The following is a 22218-nucleotide window of genomic DNA, read 5'->3' on the forward strand; positions in this document are numbered from 1 at the left end:
CTCAGCATCTTTAAAAAAAATAAAACCCCTCAAGCAATTCAACTCTTGAGGGGTTTCTTAAAAATAAATAATAACCAATTAAATTTATTTTACTTTTTGTCTAGATTTTGTTTCAGCATTTTAGCATGTTCTAAATGTGAAGTTAAACCCGCAATATTGTTAGTTGCCCAGGTTCTGACATCTTCATCATGTGCATCTTTAGCAGCTTTTTGAAGTTTGTCAATTGCTTTTTCGTGGCCGTCTATCATCATATCAGTGAATTTTTTGTCAAAATCAAGACCTGATTTTTCATTTAATTTTTTATATTCATCCTGACCTTCTTCGGTAAGAGAAGTAGGCAGTGTAAAGTTTTTCGCTTTTGCTAAAGCACTAACTTCAGATGCAGCTTTAGTATGCTCATCAACAAGCATTTTACCAAAATTTTTCACTTCTGCATTAGTTCCTTTTTGCTGCGCCAGTTTTCCAATTTCGATTTCAGCTAAATTAATTTCAGCCTGATCTACTAAAAACTCCGAATCATCTTCTTTGTTGTCAACTGAGTCAAACTTTGCTTCATTAGCATCTTCTGCAACTTCTTTCGGATCCTCTTGTTTTGTTTCATTTTTGCAAGAGTTAAGCGATAAAATAATAATTCCCGCTCCTAAAATTGCTTTACTGGCTAATAATATCTTTTTCATGATTTTATAGTTTAAATGTTATGATGTAAAATTATCGAGAAGTTGTAAGAATGACTTACAGGATTTTTAGAGATTGTTATATGATTTGGATGCTGTATTATAAACGAGTATAAATATGTATTCTCTAATTTTAATTTATTAGTATACTTGTTACTAATTTGCTTCATTGTGGATTTCCATAAAAAAGTTTAATTATAATATTTAATATTTGTCTTTTTCAAAATTATACACTTAAAAAAACAGTCAAATGAAGAAAATTTTATTCTCACTAATTATTATAGGTTTACTTTCTTGTAACAACAAAAAAAATGATAATCAACCTACAGTAATAAAAAATCCAGCTCCTGAAATACAAGTTGTTGTTGATGTTAAAAAAATTACAGGGAAAAGTAAAATAGAAGTAGATAAGATTCTTGGTAAATCTGATAAAGTTGAACCATTTACTGAAAGTAGCACCCCATGCAAAAAAGAACCATGTGAAAAGGCTTATTATCAAAAAGATAAATATGAAATTATATTTATTAAAGGAAAAGCTGATTGGATAACCATTAATAACTTATCAGAGTATGATTTTACAGAAGAAAATATACAAATATTTGGAATTCCTATCACCAGACCAGAGTTTAGTAATCCACAAAATCTAATAAGATGGAAAGATATAGAAGGTATAAATGAAATTAATATTTTTAATAATGGATCGGGTAAAATATCATATGCATACATTAAGACTTTTACGGATTGATTTATTATTGTTATAGACTTTTTTAGGTTTAAATATCAAAATTTTTAAATTATATCATTAACTAAAAATCCCATTCGACAACGAATGGGATTTTTTTGCAATTCGCATGAGTAATTAGCAGTTAACTCATAACCCTAATTATGAAAGGAATAACAAAAATTGTATAACGGAAAAATCTTTCTTTTTGGGAACTTTGAAATAACCTTACAACTAATTATTAATCTTAATTTTTATGTTATGCCGGATCCAAGAATTAAAAACGAAGCACAATACGAAGCCTTAGTAAAAAAAGGATATAGTAAAGAAAAATCAGCGCGTATTGCCAATACGCCAGATTCAGGAGAAAAAGGCGGAAAAGCAAAGCCTTATGAAGAATGGACAAAAGGAGAACTTTATGAACAAGCCAAAAAAGTAGGTGTTTCAGGACGTTCTTATATGAATAAAAAAAGTTTGATAAAATCTTTAAGAAATAACTAAAATAGTGCCGCAGATTGCACAGGTTCATCTGGTTACGCTGGTGAATTAATGAAGAAAGAAATCTTTTTGAATCTGTGCAATCTGCTGTAAATAAATTATAATACCATGAATACTGCCAAAACTCAAAAACTAATGACTCAGCTAATTAAAACACCACATTTGGTGTTGGAGAAATTAGAATTAGTTTATGTAAACAATCAAAATTTACCAATTGAAAGATGCCAGGGAGAAGATGGTTTTATATATAAAAAAAACGGACGTTGTATTAAGCAAAAGAGTGAAATAAAACGTTTTAACAGCCTCGTTCTTCCGCCGGCTTGGGTAAATGTAAAAATTACCGATTTATCAAACGGACATTTGCAGGCGGTCGGCCTTGATGTAAAAAACAGGAAACAATATCGATACCATCCTAAGTGGAATTTAATTCGAAATCAAACCAAGTTTTATAAAATTGCAGAATTCGGACAAAAACTTCCTTCCATAAGAAAACAAGTCGATATTGATCTGGAACAAAAAGAATGGACGAAAGAAAAAGTAATTGCACTGGTGATTCGTTTGATGGAAGAAACCCATATTCGAATTGGAAATGAAAAATATGCCAAAGACAATAAATCATACGGACTTTCGACTTTACGAAAAAGACACATCAATATCAATAAAAATACCCTCCGATTTGAATTTATCGGAAAAAAAGGGAAACAGCACACGATTACAACCAGAAACAAACAATTAATAAAGCTGGTCAGCCGCTGCGAGGAAATTCCGGGCTGGGAAGTTTTTAAATATTACGATAAAAACGGCGAAAGAAAGGTTTTAGATAGTCACATGGTCAATCAATATCTGCACGCAATTTCGGGCGAATATTTTAGCGCCAAAGATTTCAGAACCTGGGCCGCATCCATCATATTCTTTGAAAATCTGATGGAACTTGGAGTTACCTCTGATGAAAAAGAAATCAAAAAAAATATTGTCCTGGCTTATGATGCCACGGCAGAAGCGCTTGGAAATACCAGAACAGTCTGCAAGAATTATTATGTTCATCCTTTGTTGGTTACAACTTATGAAGACGGATCGATTCAGCAGTATTTTGATAAAGTAAAGAAGAGCCGAAGCACAAAAAAGTACTTTTCAAGAAGCGAAAGTGCCTTTGCAGAACTGATCCAGAATTATCAGGTTAGTCTGCTGTAAAACATAAGAGTTACTGCATCTCTTTTCAAAAGCAAACGTTTAAACAAACAAAAATCAGTATTAACTAAAAATCAATTATTATGTTACGTTGGACAGTCATATTTATTATTCTGGCAATCATTGCGGGGATATTTGGTTTTGGCGGAATTGCTGCCGGAGCCGCTAGTATAGCAAAAATTTTATTTTTTATTTTCTTAGTGTTATTTATTATTTCGCTAATAAGCGGAAGAAGAAGTGTTTAACACTGGAATTCAGTAAAATAATAACAAATTAAAAACGACACATATATTTCGGTAAATGTGTCGTTTACTTTTTAAAACAATAAAAACTATGGGAACTAAAAGCGGTGCTTATCAGGACGTTTATATTAAAAGGCAGGACGAAATGGTGAGTTTGAAAAACGATGTAACAGATTTTTGCGAAAAATACATTAAGCCTGTACATCCTGAAAACTGGGATTGGTCGACAAGAGATTTTGAAAATCCCGATAACGATCCTACAGTGGGAGAGGCCAGAGCTATAGCAAATGTGGTGTATAAAGATTTATTGGAAACCACAGATACAGAGGTTGATCTTTCGACAATGGATAATGTTGAAGCGATTAAAGCTTATCTGAATCCGGAAAGCAAATATGCCGATTTTAATATGGAAGAATTTGCTTTTGCCTTAAAAGTAGAACTGGAGCACGGAAAAATCAGAGATGTTAATGTAACAAACAACCACCCTTTTCTGACTGCCATGATTGCGCTGGCTCACATGACCGAAAGTTTAACTTATTATAAACGCTTAAAAGTAATGGAAGCCGAAGGCGAAATTTATGAAATAATGCGTAAAATTGAAAGTTCAGAATTTGAAAAAGAGAAATGGTACGAAGAATTAGGCAAAGCCGAAAAAGAATTAGCAGAAGCTAAGGAAGGACTTGTAGAACGTCTTCAAAAAATGGATGATATTCCGGCTTTGGAAAAAATAGGCGACTAGTATAAATCACATAAAAAGGGCGTTAAGTTTTTACTTAACGCCCTTTTTATTTTGGCTTATAAAAAATTATAATCTTCTTTTATCTTCTTCGTTGTAATCGTCATCTTCCTGAACATCATCTTCGATATAATTGTTGTCTACATCTTCTTCGTCTTCTTCATCGTCGATGTCTTCAAGATCATCTTCCGTCTCACTAAAGTCGTTTTCAAAAGTATCAGACGGATTATCGAATTCATCATTTTCAAGATCTTCATCCAAATCCACATTATCGTCTAAATCTTCTTCGATATATTCATCGTCATCGTCGTCGTAATCTTCATCGCGGGCATCATCTTCTTCTAAAACAACTTCGTAAATGTCATCGTTGCTGCTTTCCAGATCTCTGTCTTTGTGAAAATCATCATCTAAATCATCCAAATCGTCGTCGTAAACGCCCGATCTCTCGTCTGGATTAGGTATGTCCGGGTTATGGCCATTTCGAACCGTATAACCGCGTTCTGCGTCTTCTGCGCGGCTGCTTTGAGTTTCTCTGGTATTTAAATCATAAAGTTCCTCGTTCATAACCGTATTTCTGTCTGAAGATGGGCTTCCCGGATCTTTCGGAAAAGCGCCATTTCTGTTATCTGTGGTGTCCATAATGTCTGTTTTAAATATTTTACATATACAAATCTAATTCTGAAACCGAAAGATTTTCTTATAGAATTACTTAATCTAATTGTATAATTAACAGATGTTTAGAATGAAATTTAAACGCTAAATCTTATAACCTCTCTTGGGATCAGGAAAAGTAATTTTATGAAATATTAATCATAAAAATTATTACCATGAAAACTACAAATAGTACGAAGGAGACAAAATCAAAAGAAACTGTAAAAAGAGGAGTGACAAAACCAAAATCTAATGCTGCGGCAGGATTATCAGAGTTATTTGAAGATAGTCTTAAAGATATTTACTGGGCAGAGAAAGCCTTGACAAAAGCATTACCGACAATGGCTAAAAACGCCACTTCAGCAGAATTAATCGATGCTATTAACAACCATTTAGTTGAAACTGAAGAACATGTATCACGCCTGGAAAAAGTTTTTGACCTTATTGGTAAAAAAGCAACCGCAAAAAAATGCGATGCTATGGAAGGTTTAATCGAAGAAGGAAAAGGAATTCTTGAAGAAACTGAAATTGGTGTTGTTCGTGACGCGGGAATCATCGCTGCGAGTCAGAAAATCGAACACTATGAAATTGCGACTTACGGAACTCTGAGACAATTTGCTGAAACTTTAGGATATGAAGAAGCGGCAGCTTTATTGGAGGAGACACTTGACGAAGAAAAAGGTGCAGACAAATTACTCACAGAAGTAGCTGTAAACGCTGTTAATCTTGAAGCTGCTGAAGCAGAATAAGATTTAAAATATCAAAAAAAAAGTGCAGTTCTTAAAGACTGCACTTTTTTTCATTAAAAATTTAAAAGAAAAGTTATGCCCGAAGGTCCGTCTATATTAATTTTAAAAGAAGAAGTCCAGCATTTTGCGGGAAAAAAAGTAATTGATGTTTCCGGGAACTCCAGTATTGATCTGGAACGTTTGAGAGATAAAACAATTTTGTCTTTTAAAACCTGGGGAAAGCATTTTTTAATTTGTTTTGAAGATTTTACGGTAAAAATCCATTTAATGATGTTTGGAACTTACAGAATCAACGAAAAAAAAGAAACTGCACCAAGGTTGCATTTAGGATTTTCCAATGGTGAAATTAACTTTTATACTTGTTCTGTAAAGATTTTAGAAGGTTCTATAAAGCAATATTATGACTGGAGCGAAGATGTTTTAAATGAAAACTGGAATCCTAAAAAGGCAAAAGTAAGTCTGGATAAAATTCCGGATGAAATGATCTGTGATGCAGTTTTGGACCAAAATATATTTTCAGGAGTAGGGAATATCATTAAAAATGAAGTTTTATACCGATGTTATATTCATCCGGAATCATTGGTGGGAAAAATTCCGCCGGAAAAAATTGATGAAATTATTGCCGAATGTTCTATTTACAGTTTTGAATTTTTGTACTGGAAAAAGAAATTTGAACTTAAAAAACATTGGCTTGCTTATTCAAAAAAGGAATGCAAAAGATGTAATCTGCCGATGATAAAAGAACCAACAGGGAAGAAAAACCGCCGAAGTTTTTTCTGTACTAACTGTCAACAGCTTCACAAATGAAAGATGAAATTTTAATAGGATGTTCAAGTTATAATAATCGCTACTGGAAGGGAATATTCTACCCTGACAATCTGACATACTCGCAATGGTTTGAGTTTTATTGCCAGTACTTTAGCACGTATGAGTTCAACGGAAGCTTTTATAAGTTTCCAACCCTTAGAATCTTTACAAACTGGTACAATAAGGCACCGGAAAACTTTCTTTTTTCTGTAAAAGCACCAAAAGAAATTACCCATATTAAAAGATTTTCAGACTGCGAAAACCTGCTTTCAGAATTTTATACTATCTGCGAAATGGGTTTAAATGAAAAACTAGCCTGCGTGTTATTTCAATTCCCGCCGAGTTATTCTTTTACCTCCGAAAGATTGAAACAAATAATAGGCAGTTTGGATTTAAAATTTAAAAATGTAGTTGAATTTCGCCATGTATCCTGGTGGAATCAGGAAGTTTGGGACGCTTTTATGGAAAATAACATTACATTTTGCAGTGTGAGTCATCCGCAGCTTCCGCAAACAATTTTTAAAGATTTTCCCCTAATTTATATTCGTCTCCACGGAGTTCCAAATATGTTTTACTCTAGTTATTCACCTGAAGAATTACTTCAGATAAAAGAGGCAACTAATTTAAAATCAGGATTTGTGTATTTTAATAACACAGCAAGCGAAGCAGGAATTCTAAATGCTTTGGAATTGAAAAAGCTCATTTAGCTGAATACAATTTTTAAGATAAAATTTTGTCGTTTGTACTAAAACGAGAAACCGCACTAGTAAATCTTTAAAGAAGTTTCCAATCTTTTGATATACTAGTGCGGTTTCTCGTTTCAGCTGAAATAATATAAAATGAGGGTAATTTTAAAGTTTCAAATTCCCTTCAATACCATCATCCATAACTTTACCTGTTACATAAGCAGCCGTCATTTTTGCAATGGCAACCATTTTGCCGTGTTTGTTGTTCCAGTAATATCCGTCTTCAGGAGTTACGGTAATAACGCTCAAATTTGGATCGTCTTCTCCGCCCGGCATCCATACTTTTACAATAGGATCGTATAATTCTTTAATCGTTTCCCTGTCGTAAGAAATAGTGGCTGTCCCGTGCAGGGTCAGGAATTTATCATGCGGTTCAGAAAAAAATAATTCTACCTGCGGATTCAGTGTAATTTCAGCATTCTGACTGCTGTTTCGATCCGATAAGAACCAAAGTCGTCCTAAATCGTCTACTTTTTGAACAGACATTGGGCGTGACTGAAGTCTGTCGCTGTTGTAAGTGCAAAACATGCATGTTTTTATGTTTTCTGCTAATTCTTTGATTTTGTCAGCAGCTAATACGTCTGTAAGGTCTTTATGATCTCCCATGGCTTTATAATTTTTATATTTAATATTTTGATTTGAAAGTGATTACCACTTGTATAACAAAATTGAGATTTTTGCCTTCAAAATGACTTACAGAATTATGCTTTTAAATTATTTTATTTCAATTAACACAATTGTGAGAATTTTTAAACAAATCGTCAAAATTCATTTAATTTAAACTATCTTTGAACAAACAGATTTATCCAAAAAAAACGTATGAAGGAGTGGACAATATTCTACACAGATGATGATGAAGACGATTTAAGCATATTTACAGACGCTGTAGAGGCATTATCATTAAAAGTTAATCTGCAGACTTACTCAGGAGGAGAAAAGCTCTTAAATGCTGTTAATAATCCTCCGCCAACCCCAAACGTAATTTTTTTAGATTTAAATATGCCTGGAAAAAATGGTTTTGATGTTTTAAACGAACTAAAAGGTTCTAAAGAAAAAAGCGATATTCCAGTAATTATTTTTTCTACGTCAAATGAACCGAGCATTATTGAAAAGTGTATGGCACTGGGAGCGAATTATTTCATTACCAAACCTGTATTGATGAAAGATATTATAAAATCGATTGAACATTCGCTGACCATAAACTGGAAAGAGTTTGTTCCTGACAGAAAAAGTTTTGTATACAAACTCTAATAAAATAAAGCACCGGACTTAAATGAGTCTGGTGTTTTTTTTATAACTCGGGAAGGAAAATCTTAAAAGTTGCGCCTTCGTCTTTTTTACTTTTTGCTTTTATAACCCCTTTGTGGTTTTCAACAATTTTTTTAACGATTGCCAGGCCAATACCAGTTCCGGAGAATTCGCTTTCTGTGTTTAACCTCTGGAAAACTTCAAAAATTCGTTCGTTGTACTCATCTTCAAAACCAATTCCATTATCAGAAATGCTTAAACAGAAGTATATTTTTTCCGGATAATTGACTTTAAAATTAAGTTTTTTTCCGATTACGCGCCGTGCTTTAATCTTGATATGCGGCGGAATATCTTTGCGGGTAAACTTTAATGCATTTCCAATCAGATTATGAAGCAGCTGTCTAAACTGAAACGGCATTACGATTCCTTCTCCCAAAGGATGAAGTTCAATAACAGCATGCTTTTCTTCAATACGCTCAGAAAAATCCATTAAAACTTCTTCTACAATTTCGTCTAAATTGGTTTTTACAAAAATCCTTTCGGCAGAATTTGTTCTGGAATAGGTTAGAAGATCCTGAATAAGAGTCTGCATTCTTTTGGCAGAAACCTCAATTCTTTCTAAATATGATTTTGCTTTTGATGAAATATTCTGCTCGTCCAGCTCTGCTAAACGACTCGCAAAGGTCTGAATTTTACGAAGTGGTTCCTGTAAATCATGACTCGAAATATAAGCAAAAGACTGCAGCTCAATATTCATATTAATCAGGTCGCGGTTTTTAAGTTCCAGTTCTTCCGTGCGGTCATGAACTTGCTTCTCTAACTGGTTTGTGAAATTCTTTTGATCCTGAATATCAGAACTTGTACCTACCCACATTTGAATCTTTCCTTCAGGATCACGCTGCGGAATTGCACGGCTGAACTGCCAGCGGTATTCACCATCATGGCGGAGGAAACGGTGCTCAAATAAAAACTCATTTCCGGTTTTTACGGCTTGCATCCAGCTGTTAATATTCTCTTCGCGGTCATCAGGGTGTATTACCTGCAGCCATCCGTTTTGATCAACATCGGCTTTTGTAATGCCGCAGTAATCATAAAGAGACTGATTGAAATAATCCAGGTTTCCCATAGCATCGCTGGTCCACACAAACTGCGGCATTGAGTCTGCCAGGACGCGGAATTTTTTTTCGCTTTTCATTAAAATATCCTGTCTGTTTTTTTCATCTGTAATATCCATTACAGTTCCCAGCATTTTGACAGGATTTTTTAATTCGTCAAAAAATATTTTTCCGTGCACCCGAATCCATGCAATACTGTCGTCCGGTTTTATAATGCGCGCTTCATATTTGTAAATATTCGTTTTTAAAGCAGTCTGATAAGCTTTTAAAATGGTATCAAAATCATCAGGTACAATTCGTGACAGCACTTGCGGACGCGAGATTTTTATGTTTTTTGGAAGGCCGAAAAGCGCTGGCAGATTATCAGAATAAATTAATTCCTGCGTTGGAATATTAAGATCCCAGGTTACAATTTCGGCAATTTCAGAAGCCAGACGTGCTCTTTCCTCAGCATCCTCCACTTTTTTACGGGCATCAACTTTCTCCGTAACATTGCTTATGGTAATCATAACCGACGAAATTTCGCCATTTTTCTCATACAAAGGAGTAAACTGGAAATCGAAATAAAACTTTTCTAATTTTCCCTTAATTTTAATATAAGCAATAGATTCACTTTCACGAATAGTTTTCCCATTGTATAATACATCATCAAGCAATTTCGCATATTTTTGATCCAAAAGCTCAGGAAATACTTCAAAAGCGGGTTTTCCAATAGTTTCACTGAGTTCCTTCTGCCATATATCTTTCTGCATACTGGTATTGGCCAGTTCAATAATATAATCTTTTCCTTTAAAAATAGTCATGGCAATTGGCGACTGCATGACAAGATTTCTAAAAGCTTTTTCACTTTCAGCCAGATAATATCTTGTTTTTACGGCTTCGGTCACTTCATAACCTACGACAATTACGCCGGTTACAATATTATTTTCTTCTCGTAACGGGTGAAAAACCAAATTGAAATAGCAATCTTCCTGTTTTCCATATCGGTTTAAGGTAACCGGAAGTTCGTTTGAAAAATAAGGAACTCCGTTTTCATACACCTGAAGAAGCAGCGGCTCAACCGTTTCTCTGGCTTCAGGCAAATATTCAAAAACCGATTTGTGAAGCGTTTGTTCTTCGGTTTTATCTACAATTTGCAAGTATGTTTCATTAACCATTTCGACCTTCAGATCTGACCCTTTCAGAATCGCAATTCCAAGCGGCACCTGCCTGACAATATTTTTAAAACGTTTTTCGCTTTCTTCAATCGCAGTGCGCGCTATTACCTGAAGCGTAACATCGTTTGCAATAGCTACAATACCGGAAATTGTTCCGTCCGGCTCTTTGAAAGCCTCATAAGTAACATTTATAAAAGTATTTACGATTTTGCCTTTTCTGGTAAGTTTTACGGGCAGTTCGTTGGCAGTAAATCTTTTTCCGGTTGTATAAACATTCAACAAAATCTCTTCTAAGCCCTGACCAGAAGCCTCCGGAAGCGATTGAAAAATAGGTTTATGGAGCACTTCGTGTTCCTTGCGTTCCCAAATTTCGAGCATGGAGTCATTTGCAATTTCTACCACAAAGTCACTTCCTCTCAAAATGCACATTGCATTTGGTGCCTGCAGAATATTATTTCTGAATCTTTCGTTGCTTTCTTCCAGTTTTTTCCTAATATTTACTTTATCGGTCGTTTCATTGCAGATCACCAGGACACCGGCAATCTGGTCGTCATCATTAGTTACGGGACTGTAGCTGAAAGTCCAGTACACATCTTCCATTTTTCCGTTTCTGTAAATAGGCAGCAGTAAGTCTTCGTGCCATGTGGCTTCGCCTTCTGTCATAACCTGATTAATAAGAGGACCAATGAAATCCCAGATTTCCGGCCAGAATTCAGCACCTTTATGTCCTAAAATCCCAGGATGTTTTCCATCATTTCCAAGGCTTGGGCGATAAGCATCATTGTAAAAACAAACATGTTCAGGTCCCCAAAACAAAAACATTGGGAATTTTGAATTTAAAAGGATTCCCAAAGTAGTACGAAGACTCTGCGGCCATGTGTCAACAGACCCTACAGGAGTTGTACTCCAGTCTTTGGCGCGTATTAATTCGCCCATTTCGCCTCCTTTTGCCAGGAAATCCTGATTTGTATTGTTCATTAATAAAATGTTTTGTTTGTTTGAAACAATAAATTTTAACTAAATAAATATAGCATTTTCTAAGTCTGTTTGCTTTAAGTTTTAAAATTATAAAAATAATTTTTGATTTTTTTTTCCTTTTTTGAATGAGCTAACATTAAAATTAATAGAGTTAATTTTCATTGATATTAATGGTGAAATTTGAATTAACAAAGATTATCAACTAATCTAAATCAGTGAAATCATGAAAAAAGAGCAAAAACACGAAACCGACTATATAAAAAAATATCAGGACCAGGGCTATACAAAGAATTATTTATTCGAAAATGGATGCCTGATTGATTCAGAAACTAAATATGCTTACCAGCCGGATGAAATCTATATTGTAGCGCATCATCGTTATGAAGGCATGAGCGATCCGGATGATATGTCAATTTTATATATTATCGAAACAAAAGATCAGGAAAAGGGAACCTATTTATTAGGATATGGCCCGACAGCTGATTTGGAAGAAGCAGAATTTTTTAAGGATATACCGAAAAATAATTATTCAAAAAATGCTGATATCAGTGAACTTACATAAAATAAAATAGATAAGTATTTTTATTTTGCTGAGGAGCAGTTGTTCCAGATTTATTCTGGAGCAGCTGTTTTTTCTTTTTAAAGAGGTAAAGGTTTTCCTTTGTACCTCAAAAAACATCAAAATTTGACCTTTTAATCCTTAAAGCCTTTCAAAACACGAAACTAAAAATTATGAAATTTCTGATGGTAATTGTATAAGATTTTGATTTGCAATTAGTACGAAATTTGGGTTATAGAAAATGAGTAAAAAACTAAAAGTTGTTTTTGTACCAATTAAATACAAACTACTTTTCTAATAAACCAAAGCAAATGAAAAAACTTTACATAAATACTGGAGGATTTGATGCCGTTTTTAACGACTTAAAAGATAGTTTTAGCGGTGAGCTTACTTCTAACGACGATGAATATAATTTGGAAATAAAATCAAAATGGACAAAAGGTTCTATAAAAGGAACCAAATTTGACGACAAAGTTTTATTTATGCATTTTGATCTTGAGTTTCATCAGGAGGTCAGCCTTAGTATCGAGTCATTTAAAACAGCACCGGTCTTTTTTGCTTATTGCGAAAACGGAAATATCAGCCATAGTTTTGGCGCAAATGGAGAAAGAAAAGTGTTGAGCAAAAATCAGTCAGCTGTTTTGAGTAATTCTTCAGTAATCAACAGTGTTTTATATTTTGAAAGTCATAAACGCATTCAGTTTAGTTTATTGGCAATGCCGACTTCAGAATATAAAAATACCGAATTAGTTTCGCAGGTAAAACAGCGTTTTACGAACTATTCAGGCAATTACATGTATGTTGGAAAAGCAAATCCAAGAATATTGGAAAAGATACAAGAGTTTAAAACAGTTCCGCAAAAAGGGATTGTGGGTACGCTTCTTAAAAAAAGTATTTTAAGAAATATTATACAAATAGAAGTAGAGCAGCACAGCTTTAATTACCTGAGAACATTTGATCCTGTTGTTAATCTTGCTATGAAACCAATAAATGAAATTAAACGAATTTCAACTATGAATTTCTCTGAAATGCTTGCGGCAGCAAGACTTTTTAGAACAAAATATCATTTCTCACTTAAACCATACAATCAAAAATTAGCTAGCTGACAAGCATTATATATTAACACTACTATTACGAAAAAAACAGCTTTTCTTATAGAAGCTGTTTTTTTATTTTAGCTCATTAGCTTAGTATCTTAGAATCTCAGCAACTTAAAAAATTACTCCTTCTCATAATAAATTATAAAATAAACCATAGTAAGATTTAAGCATAAAGAAACACTGTTGGTAATGATGATAGGAAGGTCTTCTTTTAAAATTCCATAAATAACCCAGACTGCGATTCCAAAAGTCAGGATGCTGAAAGTTTTTAGCGAAATATCTTTTACTTTCCTGGTTTTCCAGACTTTCATAATCTGTGGAATTGTCGATAACGTAACGCAGGCTCCTGCAAATAATCCTATGATGTCTATGTAGTTCATTTTTTTTAAGATGCTAAGTTTATGATGTTTTGATGCTAATTTTTTTTATCCGCCAATTAATTCACCTCCATTGATATGAATAAATTGACCTGTAATATAACTGCTGTCTTCGCACGCTAAAAAAACGTACGCAGGTCCAACTTCTGATGGCTGTCCGGCTCTTTCCATTGGGTTGTCTTTTCCAAAATCTGAAATCTTGTCAAAAGTCGCCACAATCAAAGGTGTCCAGATTGGTCCCGGAGCAACGCCGTTTACCCTGATTTTTCTTTTGGCCAGTATAGTCGACAATGATCTGGTAAAACTAACAATAGCGCCTTTTGTGCTCGAATAATCGATTAAATGTTCACTTCCGCGATAAGCAGTTACAGAACTTGTATTGATAATAGAATCACCTTCTTTTAAATACGGAAGCGCCGCTTTTGTAATGTAGAAATACGGGTAAATATTGGTTTCAAACGTTTTGTGCAACTGAGCCGAAGTAATTTTTTCCAATTCGGTTTCCGGAAACTGGATAGCGGCATTGTTTACCAAAACATTGATGGTTTTAAAAGCTGCAATACATTTTTTGATGGCCGCCTTACAGAATTTTTCATCCTTTAAGTCACCGCTTATGAGCAGGCACTGCTGGCCTTCTTTCTCAATCATTTCCTTAGTTTCTTTTGCGTCCTTGTCTTCTTTAAAATAGACAATCGCAATATTGGCGCCCTCACGGGCAAAATGTACAGCAGCACTTCTGCCAATTCCGCTGTCGCCGCCTGTTATAAATGCGGTTTTACCTAAAAGTTTTCCGCTTCCTGTATAATTTTCTCTAATAATTTCCGGTTCTGGATTCATTTTATATTCATGTCCCGGAAGTTCCTGTTTTTGTTCAGGGAATTTTTTCGGCTTTTTCATGGTATGTGGTTTTAATCTTCATTATTAAAATTAACCCAATTGGAGATAAAATGCCGGCTGTAATAAATTTAAGATTACCTCAAAAAAGTTTAAATAAATTAAAAAGAAAGAAAATAGCTATAGTTTTTCTGGTTTTTTAACATTTAGGAAATTTTTATTCAAAATATGAATCATTGATTTAGTAGAAGTTAATTTTTAACATGGGAATTATGTAACGATTTTACTTTTGAATAAAAGTCGATTCTTCTTTTAATTTTTAAATTTGGAAGTTTTGACTGCCTTTTGTATAGTATCAGATGTACAAAATGATAGGCCTGAAAATGAGTTTTTCAAATATTTTTTTAATTCTTTAACGCTTTATTCCCCACTACAGTATGGTATTAATTGTAGATGATATCAAGGCAAATATTATTGCCTTAAAGAAAACATTAGAATTGCACAATATTGATGTAGATACAGCCGAGTCAGGCGAAGAAGCGCTTAAAAAGATATTAAAAACCAATTACTGTCTTATTATTATGGACGTTCAAATGCCTGGACTTGACGGCTTTGAAGTAGTTAAAATCCTTTCTGGAAATAAAAGAACTAAAGATATTCCGGTAATTTTCCTTTCTGCTTTAAATATTGAAAAGAAATATATTTTTAAAGGCTACGAAACCGGCGCCGTAGAATATATTACCAAACCGGTTGATACTGATTTGCTGATGCTTAAGGTAAAAACCTTCATTAAAATTTACGAACAGCAAAACGAATTAAAAGGAATAAAAGATCTTCTTTCCCAGGAAATTAAAATTAGAAAAGAAGCACAGGACAATCTCGAAATTAAAATCGCGGAAAGAACCAAAGAACTGGTTCTGAAAAACGAAGAATTAGAGATGAAAAATCACGAACTACAGCAATTTGCCTGGGTAGTTTCGCACGATTTGAACGAGCCGATACGGAAAATCCAGATTTTTATCAAAATAATCAAAGAGCATTATTTAAAAGAAGATGAAAAAGGCATTGATTATGTTGACAGAACGATAAAGTCGGCAGAAAGAATGCAGACACTGATTACGGATCTTCTTGCTTATTCCAGATTATCAGCTCAGGTTAAACCTGAAGTTACAGACTTAAATGTTGTTTTGCAGGAAGTACTTTCTGATTTTGATTATTTAATTGAAAGAAAAAATGCCATTGTAAAAACAACAGAACTTCCTACAATCGACAGTATTCCGAGTCAGCTGAGGCAGGTATTCCAGAATCTGATTGGAAATGCCCTTAAATTTTCAGGCACAAACGAACCTCCTGTAATCGAAATCATTTCAGAACTCATTGTCGATAAATCATTTGACAGTCCAACTTCCCCGGAAGGGAAATACTGCAGAATTATTGTAAAAGATAACGGAATTGGTTTTGATGAAGTTTATCTGGACCGGATCTTTATTATTTTCCAGAGTTTAAATGACCGTCAGTCTTACGAAGGAACGGGAATTGGTCTGGCAATCGCTAAAAAAATCATAGAAAAACACAACGGGTTAATTACCGCAAAAAGCCAGGTAGGCAAAGGCGCAAGCTTTATTATTATTCTTCCCTTAAAATACGAATAAATACAATCTAAAAACATGAATGGTAACTTTAAAAGAAATCTGCTAATTAGTTCATTAGTTTCATTACTGGTACTGACTATTAGTTCTGTTGCTTCGTTTATAAGCATCAAAAGTTTATTAAAAAGTAATTCGTGGGTAAATCATACCCAGGAAGTTATTTACAATTTAAATGAAGGCGCATCGCTTATTACAGAAGCACAAACCAGCATGCGTGGTTACTTGATAACGGGAGATGATCAGTTTATAGAACGGTACAATGACTCAGAAGCAAAATCGAACAGTTTTTTTGAAAAAGTAGAAGAATTAACAATAGATAATGCTTCTCAGCAAAGGCAGCTTTCAGAATTAAAAACAAAACGTTCCGGCTTTTTTAAGTACTTAAATAATCAAATTGTAAAAAAACGTCTTGGAAAAGATGCGCTTATATTCGACTTAAACGAAGGGCGTGCGATGATGACGGAATTACGTGCACTTATTAAAAAAATCGAGACTACAGAGCAAAATCTTCTGGCGGAGCGCAACGGCAATTCAGACCGTTACGGTACTTATAGTTTAGTTTTAATTATTGTTGCGTTTTTCATTGCTTTTATAATTTCGATAGTTTTCTTATTGAGAATCCTGAAAGATTACAACGAACGTTCTGCATTGCAGCGCGAACTGGAGAAAAAAGATATTGAAACGGCCCAGAGAATTGAAGTAATAAGTTCAATTGCAAGTAATATATCTAACGGAAATTATGACATTCGCGTAGACGATACAAAAGCAGATGCTCTTGGAAGTGTTGGAGAATCGCTAAACAGTATGGGAATTTCTCTTAAAAGCTCTTTTGAACTGCTTTCGCAGAAAGAATGGCTTCAAACCGGTATTGCCGAATTAAATAATGTAATGCTTGGGGATAAATCGCTCAACAAACTTTCAAAAGATGTTATCGAGTTTTTATGCCAGTATACCAACAGTAATGCAGGGGTTTTGTATGTTATAGAAGATAATGAACTTATTTCTTCCGGAGGATACAGTTATATACCAAGTAAAAACCGCGAACGAATCCAGAAAGGCGAAGGCTTGATTGGTCAGGCAATTGCTTCCGGAAAAATATTAGAATTAAAAACATTATCTCCGGATGATATCCAGATCAATTATGCGTTAGGCCAAATCAAACCAACTCATATTGTAGCAGTTCCGTTACTGGATACAAAAGTAGAAGGTGCAGTAGAATTAGCTAGTATTTATGGCTTTTCTGAATTGCATCTGGAGTTTTTAAAATCAGTTTCCAATAATATCGGTATTGCGATCAAATCGACTCAAAACCGTAAAAGAGTTTTAGAATTATTAGAAGAAACGAAATCTCAGTCTGAAGAGCTTCAGACACAGCACAGCGAACTTGAAGCCATTAATGCAGAATTGGAAGCGCAGACTGAAAAACTACAGGCTTCTGAAGAAGAATTAAGGGTACAGCAGGAAGAATTGGAACAAACCAATGAAGAACTTTCTGAAAGAAGTGTTTTACTGGAAGAAAAAAACAATGAAATTCAGAAAAAATCGGAAGCTCTTGAATTGACAACCCGTTACAAATCGGAGTTCCTGGCCAATATGTCGCATGAATTAAGAACACCTCTTAATTCTATTCTTCTTTTAAGCCGATTATTATCTGAAAATAATAATAAAAGCATGAACAATGAAGAAGTCGAGTTTGCGAAAGTTATTCAAAGTTCAGGAAATAGTTTATTAGGGTTAATTGATGAAATTCTGGATTTATCTAAAATTGAAGCCGGAAAAATGGAGCTTGAATTTTTGGATATTTCAACAAAAGAGATTACCAACACACTTTGGAATCTGTTTAATCTGGTGGCAAAAGAAAAAGGAATTGAATTTGAAATTATTGCCAAAGATGCTCCAATTGTTATCAAAACCGATAAAATGCGTTTAGAGCAAATTTTGAAAAACCTGATTTCTAATGCTATTAAATTTACAGAAAAAGGAAAAGTTACGCTCGAAATCAAAATCAATACAGACGATGATAAAATTATCTGCTTTATAGTAAAAGATACCGGAATTGGAATTCCGTTAGAAAAACAGCCGCTTATTTTTGAGGCATTCCAGCAAGCTGATGGTTCTACAAAACGTAAATACGGAGGAACAGGTTTGGGACTTTCTATCAGCAGGGAACTGGCAAAATTACTTAAAGGAGAGATTATCCTGCACAGCAAAGTTAATGAAGGCAGTACTTTTACACTTTGTCTGCCGATATACGGATCTGCGCTTAATAAAGTAAATGTGGATAAAATTCCACCAACAGATTTTGTTGAATTAGAAACCGAAAAAGATCCTGATGCACCGGTAAAAAAATACATCAGCCCGACCATTCCGGATGAAATTGATGATGACAGAGATACTATTAAAGAAGGAGATAAAGTAATTTTGATTGTCGAAGACGACCTTAATTTTGCAAAATCACTTTTAGCATTTACAAGAAATAAAGGATATAAAGGAATTGTTTCCGTACGCGGTGATTATGCCTTGAACTTTACACTTCTGTATAAACCGGTTGGAGTTCTGCTGGATATTGAACTTCCGGTGAAGAGCGGCTGGGAAGTTTTGGAAGAATTAAAAAATCATGCCGAAACAAAACATATTCCGGTGCACATTATGTCATCGCATAAATTGAAACAGGAAAGTTTATTAAAGGGAGCTGTCGATTTCTTAGATAAACCGGTTGCTTTTGAAAAAATTCCGGATGTATTTTTGAGAATCGAACACATCATTAATAAAGAAGCACAAAAAGTTTTAATTATAGAGGATAATCCAAAACATGCAAAGGCGCTGGCTTTTTTCTTAGAAACTTATAATATTAATTCTGAAATAAAAAGTGAAGTTTCTGAAGGAATTCAGGCTTTAAACAAGTCAGAAGTTGACTGTGTTATTCTCGATATGGGAATTCCGGACAAACAGGCGTATCAAATTCTGGATGGTGTAAAGAAAAATCCAGGTTTAGGAAAACTTCCGGTAATTGTTTTTACAGGAAAAAGTTTGTCGATTAAGGAAGAAGTGAAAATTAAGAAATATGCCGATTCTATTATTGTAAAAACGGCCCATTCTTACCAAAGAATGTTAGATGAAGTTTCTTTATTCCTGCATTTAGTAGAAGACAGAAAGGAAGGAAAAGACACAAAAGAAGGACACAAAAAACTAAATTTACTGAACAATATTCTGCACGACAAAAAAGTACTGATTGTAGATGATGATGTTCGTAACATTTATTCGCTGACAAAAGCTTTGGAAGTGTTTAAAATGACGATCGTTACAGCTTTTGACGGAAATGATGCTATTAAGGTTTTAGAAGAAAATCCGGATACAGATATTGTCTTGCTGGATATGATGATGCCGCATATGGACGGTTATGAAACAGCCGAAAAGATACGTGCCAATTCTAAGTTTTTAAATTTACCGGTAATCGCCGTAACAGCAAAAGCAATGACAGGCGACAGGGAAAAATGCATTAAGGCGGGAGCTTCAGATTATATTACAAAACCGGTAGATGTTGACCAGCTGTTATCCTTACTGCGTGTTTGGCTTTACGATAAGGTTTAAAATAAAAGATTTCAACGAAGATTTTGACCATTTTATGATAGTCAGATCTGATAAAATAAAATTAAATGAGTAAGAAACGACTTTTAATTGTAGATGACGATTCCAGGAATATTTTCGCATTAGAACATACATTGCGTGTCAAATCATACGATTGTTTGTCTTGTACAAGTGCCGAAGAAGCTTTAAAGTTATTAAAGTCAGACGAAAAGATCGACGCAGTTTTACTGGACATGATGATGCCCGAAATGGATGGATACGATGCAATTCCGCTTATAAAAGCGATTCCTTCAAGAAAATCACTTTTTGTCATCGCTATAACGGCGCAGGCCATGACAGGCGATAGGGAGAAATGTTTAGAAGCAGGAGCAGATGATTATATTTCAAAACCGGTAGATGTTGATAAGTTACTGCTTATTTTAAGCAAAATTTGAATGAATTATGATTGAGGATATTGAACTGGAAACACTTATCAATGAGGTTTATGAATATTATGGTTTTGATTTCAGCAGTTATTCGAGAGCATCGCTAAAAAGACGTGTTTATAGAGTATATCAGTTAGATGGATTTACCCATTTTCATGAATTTCTTTCGAGAGTTCGTACTGATGCTGAATACTATAAAAGAATGGTCGACGAAATTACGGTAAATGTTACCGAAATGTTTCGCGATCCGTCTTTTTACAGCATTTTGCGAAATGAAATTCTGCCATTACTGGGAACAAAACCGTTTATCAGGTTATGGCATGCAGGCTGTTCTACAGGCGAAGAAGTATATTCAATGGCCATTATGCTTAAAGAAGCAGGCCTTTTGCATAAATCTTTAATTTATGCAACAGATATTAATGCCACAGTTTTAGAAACAGCCAAAAAAGGAATTTTTCCGTTGAGAATGATGAAAGAATACTCGCAAAACTATCGTGATGCAGGCGGACAGGAAGATTTTTCCAGTTACTATACTGCCAATTACGGTATTGCGAAGTTCAACGAAGAGCTGTCTCAAAAAATGGTATATTCACAGCATAATTTAGTTTCAGATACATCATTTAATGAATTTGATATGATTTTGTGCCGCAATGTTTTAATTTATTTTGACAATCAACTTCAAAAAAGGGTTATTAATTTATTTGATGAAAGTTTAGCTGTTTTAGGTTTTTTGGCATTAGGTACAAAAGAAACTATAAAATATTCAATTTCTCCGGGGAAATACAAACAGTATGAAAAAGAGAAAATATGGAGAAAAATAAGATAATATCAAACTGCAGATTAGTTATGATAGGAGGATCTGCAGGGAGCTTAAATGCTTTAATGCAGATTTTACCGGGATTAATACATTTACATAATTTTGCGATTGTTATAGTTGTACACCGCAAAAGCACAGATGATCAGACGTTAGAAGAACTGATTACTTTAAAGTCAGCCATTCCGGTAAAAGCTATAGAAGATAAAACCGTTCTTAAACCCGGTTTTGTATATGTTGCACCTTCAAATTACCATTTATTATTTGAAAAAGACGACACACTGGCGCTGGATATTTCAGAGAAAATTAATTACAGCCGTCCAAGTATTGATGTTTCTTTTGAATCTGCAGCAGAAGTTTACGGAACTTCATTAGTCGGTATTTTATTTTCCGGATCAAATTCTGATGGAACAGAAGGTTTAAAAGCCATTCAGGCTGCAGGTGGAACAATTGTAGTTCAAAATCCGCTTTCGGCAGATATGCCTTTTATGCCCAACAATGCCATCTTGTTTACAAAACCGGACTATGTCTTAGACAATGAAGAAATATTAGTATTACTGAATTCAATAAATACTTCGATTTAGTTTTTAGGTTTTGGAGCTTCCTCTTCCGGAAGGATAACCTTATTCATTTCAGCATCTTCTTCGGCACGGCGCTGTGCAGCTTTTCCTTTACCAATCGGGATTCCGGCCGTAAAATATAAAGATCTGTTGTACACATTGGGTCCGTCACCTTTCATAACAGGAACCAAACCGTAATAATACTGAATCGTAATATTTAATCCGCTGCCAACATTCATATGATATCCGGTTCCAAAAGCAATACCGGCATCTATAACATGTATTTGATCTTTTATTTTCTTTTTATAAACAACATCATTATCCTTAACCTCATTTTTAAACTGATCAAATGCCGAAGCTAAAAGTCCAAGCTGGGGTCCTGCTTTAAGAAAAATCCTGTTCTTAAACTGATATTTAATTAAAATGGGAACATTAAAATACCGGATCTCGCGGTCGACAGTTCCGCCCGCAAAAGTGTTATCCAGATTTTCATCTTCTAAAGAATACATCGGAATATGGCGTGCACCCATTGGCGATTTTACAATTACTCCGGTATTGATCATCCAGGACGGATTTTTCCTTGACCGCATATCAAAATAAAAACCAAGATTAAAACCGGGATTAGTTCCTGAACTTTCCATGTTCGAAATATCAGAAAGATTAATACCGCCTTCCAGACCAAATTCTAAAAATGGGGAATTGAGTTTGTCTCCAAAAATCAAAGAAATCAAAACCTGAGATTTCACCTGCTGAACACAAAAAAATACGGCAAATAGTAGAAAGACTTTTTTCATATAACGAG

23 protein-coding genes are annotated in these 22218 nt (G+C 34.3%); 16 read left to right on the plus strand and 7 right to left on the minus strand.

Annotation, left to right across the window (positions count from 1 at the left end; all coding sequences use genetic code 11):
- Positions 1-89 precede the first annotated feature (89 nt).
- Positions 90-677, minus strand: a complete 588-nt coding sequence (locus tag ASE21_RS11350) for a DUF4142 domain-containing protein (protein ID WP_057122784.1) — start codon at positions 675-677, stop codon at positions 90-92.
- A 247-nt stretch (positions 678-924) separates the two neighbouring features.
- Between ASE21_RS11350 and ASE21_RS11355 the strand changes: the two genes are divergently transcribed.
- The 5 genes from ASE21_RS11355 to ASE21_RS11370 all read left to right on the plus strand — a co-directional run bounded on the left by ASE21_RS11355 (position 925) and on the right by ASE21_RS11370 (position 4062).
- On the plus strand, positions 925-1419 hold the full coding sequence (locus ASE21_RS11355; protein ID WP_057122785.1) for a hypothetical protein: 495 nt from the start codon (positions 925-927) through the stop codon (positions 1417-1419).
- 237 nt (positions 1420-1656) lie between these two features.
- Positions 1657-1896: a hypothetical protein gene (locus tag ASE21_RS11360; protein WP_057122786.1), complete on the plus strand. Its 240-nt coding sequence runs from the start codon at positions 1657-1659 to the stop codon at positions 1894-1896.
- Between the two features lie 105 nt (positions 1897-2001).
- Positions 2002-3084 carry a DNA topoisomerase IB gene (locus ASE21_RS11365; RefSeq protein ID WP_057122787.1) on the plus strand — a complete coding sequence of 361 codons (1083 nt, stop codon included), beginning with the start codon at positions 2002-2004 and terminating at the stop codon, positions 3082-3084.
- Between the two features lie 80 nt (positions 3085-3164).
- On the plus strand, positions 3165-3326 hold the full coding sequence (locus ASE21_RS21585) for a DUF1328 family protein (protein WP_035644678.1): 162 nt from the start codon (positions 3165-3167) through the stop codon (positions 3324-3326).
- A gap of 88 nt (positions 3327-3414) precedes the next feature.
- The gene (locus ASE21_RS11370; RefSeq protein WP_057122788.1) at positions 3415-4062 is read left to right on the plus strand and encodes a DUF5661 family protein; all 648 of its coding nucleotides are present in this window, start codon (positions 3415-3417) and stop codon (positions 4060-4062) included.
- A gap of 66 nt (positions 4063-4128) precedes the next feature.
- Here ASE21_RS11370 and ASE21_RS11375 read toward each other — a convergent pair whose 3' ends face one another.
- Positions 4129-4698, minus strand: a complete 570-nt coding sequence (locus ASE21_RS11375) for a hypothetical protein (protein ID WP_057122789.1) — start codon at positions 4696-4698, stop codon at positions 4129-4131.
- 188 nt (positions 4699-4886) lie between these two features.
- On the opposite strand from ASE21_RS11375, the gene ASE21_RS11380 reads away from it, so the two are divergent.
- The 3 genes from ASE21_RS11380 to ASE21_RS11390 all read left to right on the plus strand — a co-directional run bounded on the left by ASE21_RS11380 (position 4887) and on the right by ASE21_RS11390 (position 6973).
- Positions 4887-5459 carry a ferritin-like domain-containing protein gene (locus ASE21_RS11380; protein WP_057122790.1) on the plus strand — a complete coding sequence of 191 codons (573 nt, stop codon included), beginning with the start codon at positions 4887-4889 and terminating at the stop codon, positions 5457-5459.
- 75 nt (positions 5460-5534) lie between these two features.
- A complete protein-coding gene (locus tag ASE21_RS11385; protein ID WP_057122791.1) occupies positions 5535-6266 on the plus strand; it encodes a DNA-formamidopyrimidine glycosylase family protein in 732 nt (243 codons plus the stop codon).
- Positions 6263-6973: a DUF72 domain-containing protein gene (locus ASE21_RS11390; RefSeq protein WP_057122792.1), complete on the plus strand. Its 711-nt coding sequence runs from the start codon at positions 6263-6265 to the stop codon at positions 6971-6973. Before ASE21_RS11385 ends, ASE21_RS11390 begins: the two co-directional genes overlap by 4 nt.
- Positions 6974-7117: 144 nt before the next feature.
- Here the strand turns inward: ASE21_RS11390 and ASE21_RS11395 are convergent, their stop codons facing one another.
- Positions 7118-7618: a pyridoxamine 5'-phosphate oxidase family protein gene (locus tag ASE21_RS11395; RefSeq protein ID WP_057122793.1), complete on the minus strand. Its 501-nt coding sequence runs from the start codon at positions 7616-7618 to the stop codon at positions 7118-7120.
- Between the two features lie 213 nt (positions 7619-7831).
- Here ASE21_RS11395 and ASE21_RS11400 point away from each other — a divergent pair, with 213 nt between their 5' ends.
- On the plus strand, positions 7832-8263 hold the full coding sequence (locus ASE21_RS11400) for a response regulator (RefSeq protein ID WP_057122794.1): 432 nt from the start codon (positions 7832-7834) through the stop codon (positions 8261-8263).
- A 40-nt stretch (positions 8264-8303) separates the two neighbouring features.
- Here ASE21_RS11400 and ASE21_RS11405 read toward each other — a convergent pair whose 3' ends face one another.
- Entirely contained in the window at positions 8304-11510 is a 3207-nt protein-coding gene (locus ASE21_RS11405; protein ID WP_057122795.1) for a PAS domain-containing protein, read from the minus strand.
- A gap of 223 nt (positions 11511-11733) precedes the next feature.
- On the opposite strand from ASE21_RS11405, the gene ASE21_RS11410 reads away from it, so the two are divergent.
- Both ASE21_RS11410 and ASE21_RS11415 read left to right on the plus strand, forming a co-directional pair.
- A complete protein-coding gene (locus ASE21_RS11410; RefSeq protein ID WP_057122796.1) occupies positions 11734-12072 on the plus strand; it encodes a hypothetical protein in 339 nt (112 codons plus the stop codon).
- A 308-nt stretch (positions 12073-12380) separates the two neighbouring features.
- Complete coding sequence (locus tag ASE21_RS11415) at positions 12381-13175, plus strand: hypothetical protein (protein ID WP_057122797.1); 795 nt, start codon at positions 12381-12383, stop codon at positions 13173-13175.
- Positions 13176-13288: 113 nt separating this feature from the next.
- On the opposite strand, the gene ASE21_RS11420 is transcribed toward ASE21_RS11415, so the two are convergent.
- Positions 13289-13549 carry a SemiSWEET family sugar transporter gene (locus tag ASE21_RS11420; protein ID WP_057122798.1) on the minus strand — a complete coding sequence of 87 codons (261 nt, stop codon included), beginning with the start codon at positions 13547-13549 and terminating at the stop codon, positions 13289-13291.
- A 45-nt stretch (positions 13550-13594) separates the two neighbouring features.
- Positions 13595-14443, minus strand: a complete 849-nt coding sequence (locus tag ASE21_RS11425; RefSeq protein WP_057122799.1) for an SDR family oxidoreductase — start codon at positions 14441-14443, stop codon at positions 13595-13597.
- A 374-nt stretch (positions 14444-14817) separates the two neighbouring features.
- Here ASE21_RS11425 and ASE21_RS11430 point away from each other — a divergent pair, with 374 nt between their 5' ends.
- The 5 genes from ASE21_RS11430 (at position 14818) to ASE21_RS11450 (ending at position 21440) form a co-directional block, all read left to right on the plus strand.
- The gene (locus ASE21_RS11430; RefSeq protein WP_057122800.1) at positions 14818-16032 is read left to right on the plus strand and encodes a response regulator; all 1215 of its coding nucleotides are present in this window, start codon (positions 14818-14820) and stop codon (positions 16030-16032) included.
- Positions 16033-16047: 15 nt separating this feature from the next.
- Positions 16048-19620, plus strand: coding sequence for a response regulator (locus tag ASE21_RS11435; protein WP_057122801.1), 3573 nt, complete (start codon positions 16048-16050; stop codon positions 19618-19620).
- Positions 19621-19685: 65 nt separating this feature from the next.
- Positions 19686-20051, plus strand: a complete 366-nt coding sequence (locus ASE21_RS11440; protein WP_057122802.1) for a response regulator — start codon at positions 19686-19688, stop codon at positions 20049-20051.
- 7 nt (positions 20052-20058) lie between these two features.
- Positions 20059-20868, plus strand: coding sequence for a CheR family methyltransferase (locus ASE21_RS11445; protein ID WP_057122803.1), 810 nt, complete (start codon positions 20059-20061; stop codon positions 20866-20868).
- Positions 20850-21440 carry a chemotaxis protein CheB gene (locus tag ASE21_RS11450; RefSeq protein ID WP_057122804.1) on the plus strand — a complete coding sequence of 197 codons (591 nt, stop codon included), beginning with the start codon at positions 20850-20852 and terminating at the stop codon, positions 21438-21440. The genes ASE21_RS11445 and ASE21_RS11450 overlap by 19 nt, the downstream gene beginning before the upstream one ends.
- Here ASE21_RS11450 and ASE21_RS11455 read toward each other — a convergent pair.
- Complete coding sequence (locus ASE21_RS11455) at positions 21437-22210, minus strand: porin family protein (RefSeq protein WP_057122805.1); 774 nt, start codon at positions 22208-22210, stop codon at positions 21437-21439. The two genes, ASE21_RS11450 and ASE21_RS11455, sit on opposite strands and share 4 nt — an antisense overlap.
- Between the last annotated feature and the right edge of the window lie 8 nt (positions 22211-22218).

This window comes from Flavobacterium sp. Root901 (genome assembly GCF_001429765.1).
Taxonomy (GTDB): Bacteria; Bacteroidota; Bacteroidia; order Flavobacteriales; family Flavobacteriaceae; genus Flavobacterium.

Bases quoted from the DNA above. Each gene is read 5' to 3' on its own strand.
- ASE21_RS11405 (WP_057122795.1), bottom strand. From the start codon at position 11,510: ATGAACAATACAAATCAGGATTTCCTGGCAAAAGGAGGCGAAATGGGC.
- ASE21_RS11395 (WP_057122793.1), bottom strand. From the start codon at position 7,618: ATGGGAGATCATAAAGACCTTACAGACGTATTAGCTGCTGACAAAATC.
- ASE21_RS11390 (WP_057122792.1), top strand. From the start codon at position 6,263: ATGAAAGATGAAATTTTAATAGGATGTTCAAGTTATAATAATCGCTAC.
- ASE21_RS11430 (WP_057122800.1), top strand. From the start codon at position 14,818: ATGGTATTAATTGTAGATGATATCAAGGCAAATATTATTGCCTTAAAG.
- ASE21_RS11355 (WP_057122785.1), top strand. From the start codon at position 925: ATGAAGAAAATTTTATTCTCACTAATTATTATAGGTTTACTTTCTTGT.
- ASE21_RS11375 (WP_057122789.1), bottom strand. From the start codon at position 4,698: ATGGACACCACAGATAACAGAAATGGCGCTTTTCCGAAAGATCCGGGA.
- ASE21_RS11400 (WP_057122794.1), top strand. From the start codon at position 7,832: ATGAAGGAGTGGACAATATTCTACACAGATGATGATGAAGACGATTTA.
- ASE21_RS11415 (WP_057122797.1), top strand. From the start codon at position 12,381: ATGAAAAAACTTTACATAAATACTGGAGGATTTGATGCCGTTTTTAAC.
- ASE21_RS11425 (WP_057122799.1), bottom strand. From the start codon at position 14,443: ATGAAAAAGCCGAAAAAATTCCCTGAACAAAAACAGGAACTTCCGGGA.
- ASE21_RS11370 (WP_057122788.1), top strand. From the start codon at position 3,415: ATGGGAACTAAAAGCGGTGCTTATCAGGACGTTTATATTAAAAGGCAG.
- ASE21_RS11435 (WP_057122801.1), top strand. From the start codon at position 16,048: ATGAATGGTAACTTTAAAAGAAATCTGCTAATTAGTTCATTAGTTTCA.
- ASE21_RS21585 (WP_035644678.1), top strand. From the start codon at position 3,165: ATGTTACGTTGGACAGTCATATTTATTATTCTGGCAATCATTGCGGGG.
- ASE21_RS11360 (WP_057122786.1), top strand. From the start codon at position 1,657: ATGCCGGATCCAAGAATTAAAAACGAAGCACAATACGAAGCCTTAGTA.
- ASE21_RS11385 (WP_057122791.1), top strand. From the start codon at position 5,535: ATGCCCGAAGGTCCGTCTATATTAATTTTAAAAGAAGAAGTCCAGCAT.
- ASE21_RS11365 (WP_057122787.1), top strand. From the start codon at position 2,002: ATGAATACTGCCAAAACTCAAAAACTAATGACTCAGCTAATTAAAACA.
- ASE21_RS11445 (WP_057122803.1), top strand. From the start codon at position 20,059: ATGATTGAGGATATTGAACTGGAAACACTTATCAATGAGGTTTATGAA.
- ASE21_RS11455 (WP_057122805.1), bottom strand. From the start codon at position 22,210: ATGAAAAAAGTCTTTCTACTATTTGCCGTATTTTTTTGTGTTCAGCAG.
- ASE21_RS11350 (WP_057122784.1), bottom strand. From the start codon at position 677: ATGAAAAAGATATTATTAGCCAGTAAAGCAATTTTAGGAGCGGGAATT.
- ASE21_RS11420 (WP_057122798.1), bottom strand. From the start codon at position 13,549: ATGAACTACATAGACATCATAGGATTATTTGCAGGAGCCTGCGTTACG.
- ASE21_RS11410 (WP_057122796.1), top strand. From the start codon at position 11,734: ATGAAAAAAGAGCAAAAACACGAAACCGACTATATAAAAAAATATCAG.
- ASE21_RS11450 (WP_057122804.1), top strand. From the start codon at position 20,850: ATGGAGAAAAATAAGATAATATCAAACTGCAGATTAGTTATGATAGGA.
- ASE21_RS11380 (WP_057122790.1), top strand. From the start codon at position 4,887: ATGAAAACTACAAATAGTACGAAGGAGACAAAATCAAAAGAAACTGTA.
- ASE21_RS11440 (WP_057122802.1), top strand. From the start codon at position 19,686: ATGAGTAAGAAACGACTTTTAATTGTAGATGACGATTCCAGGAATATT.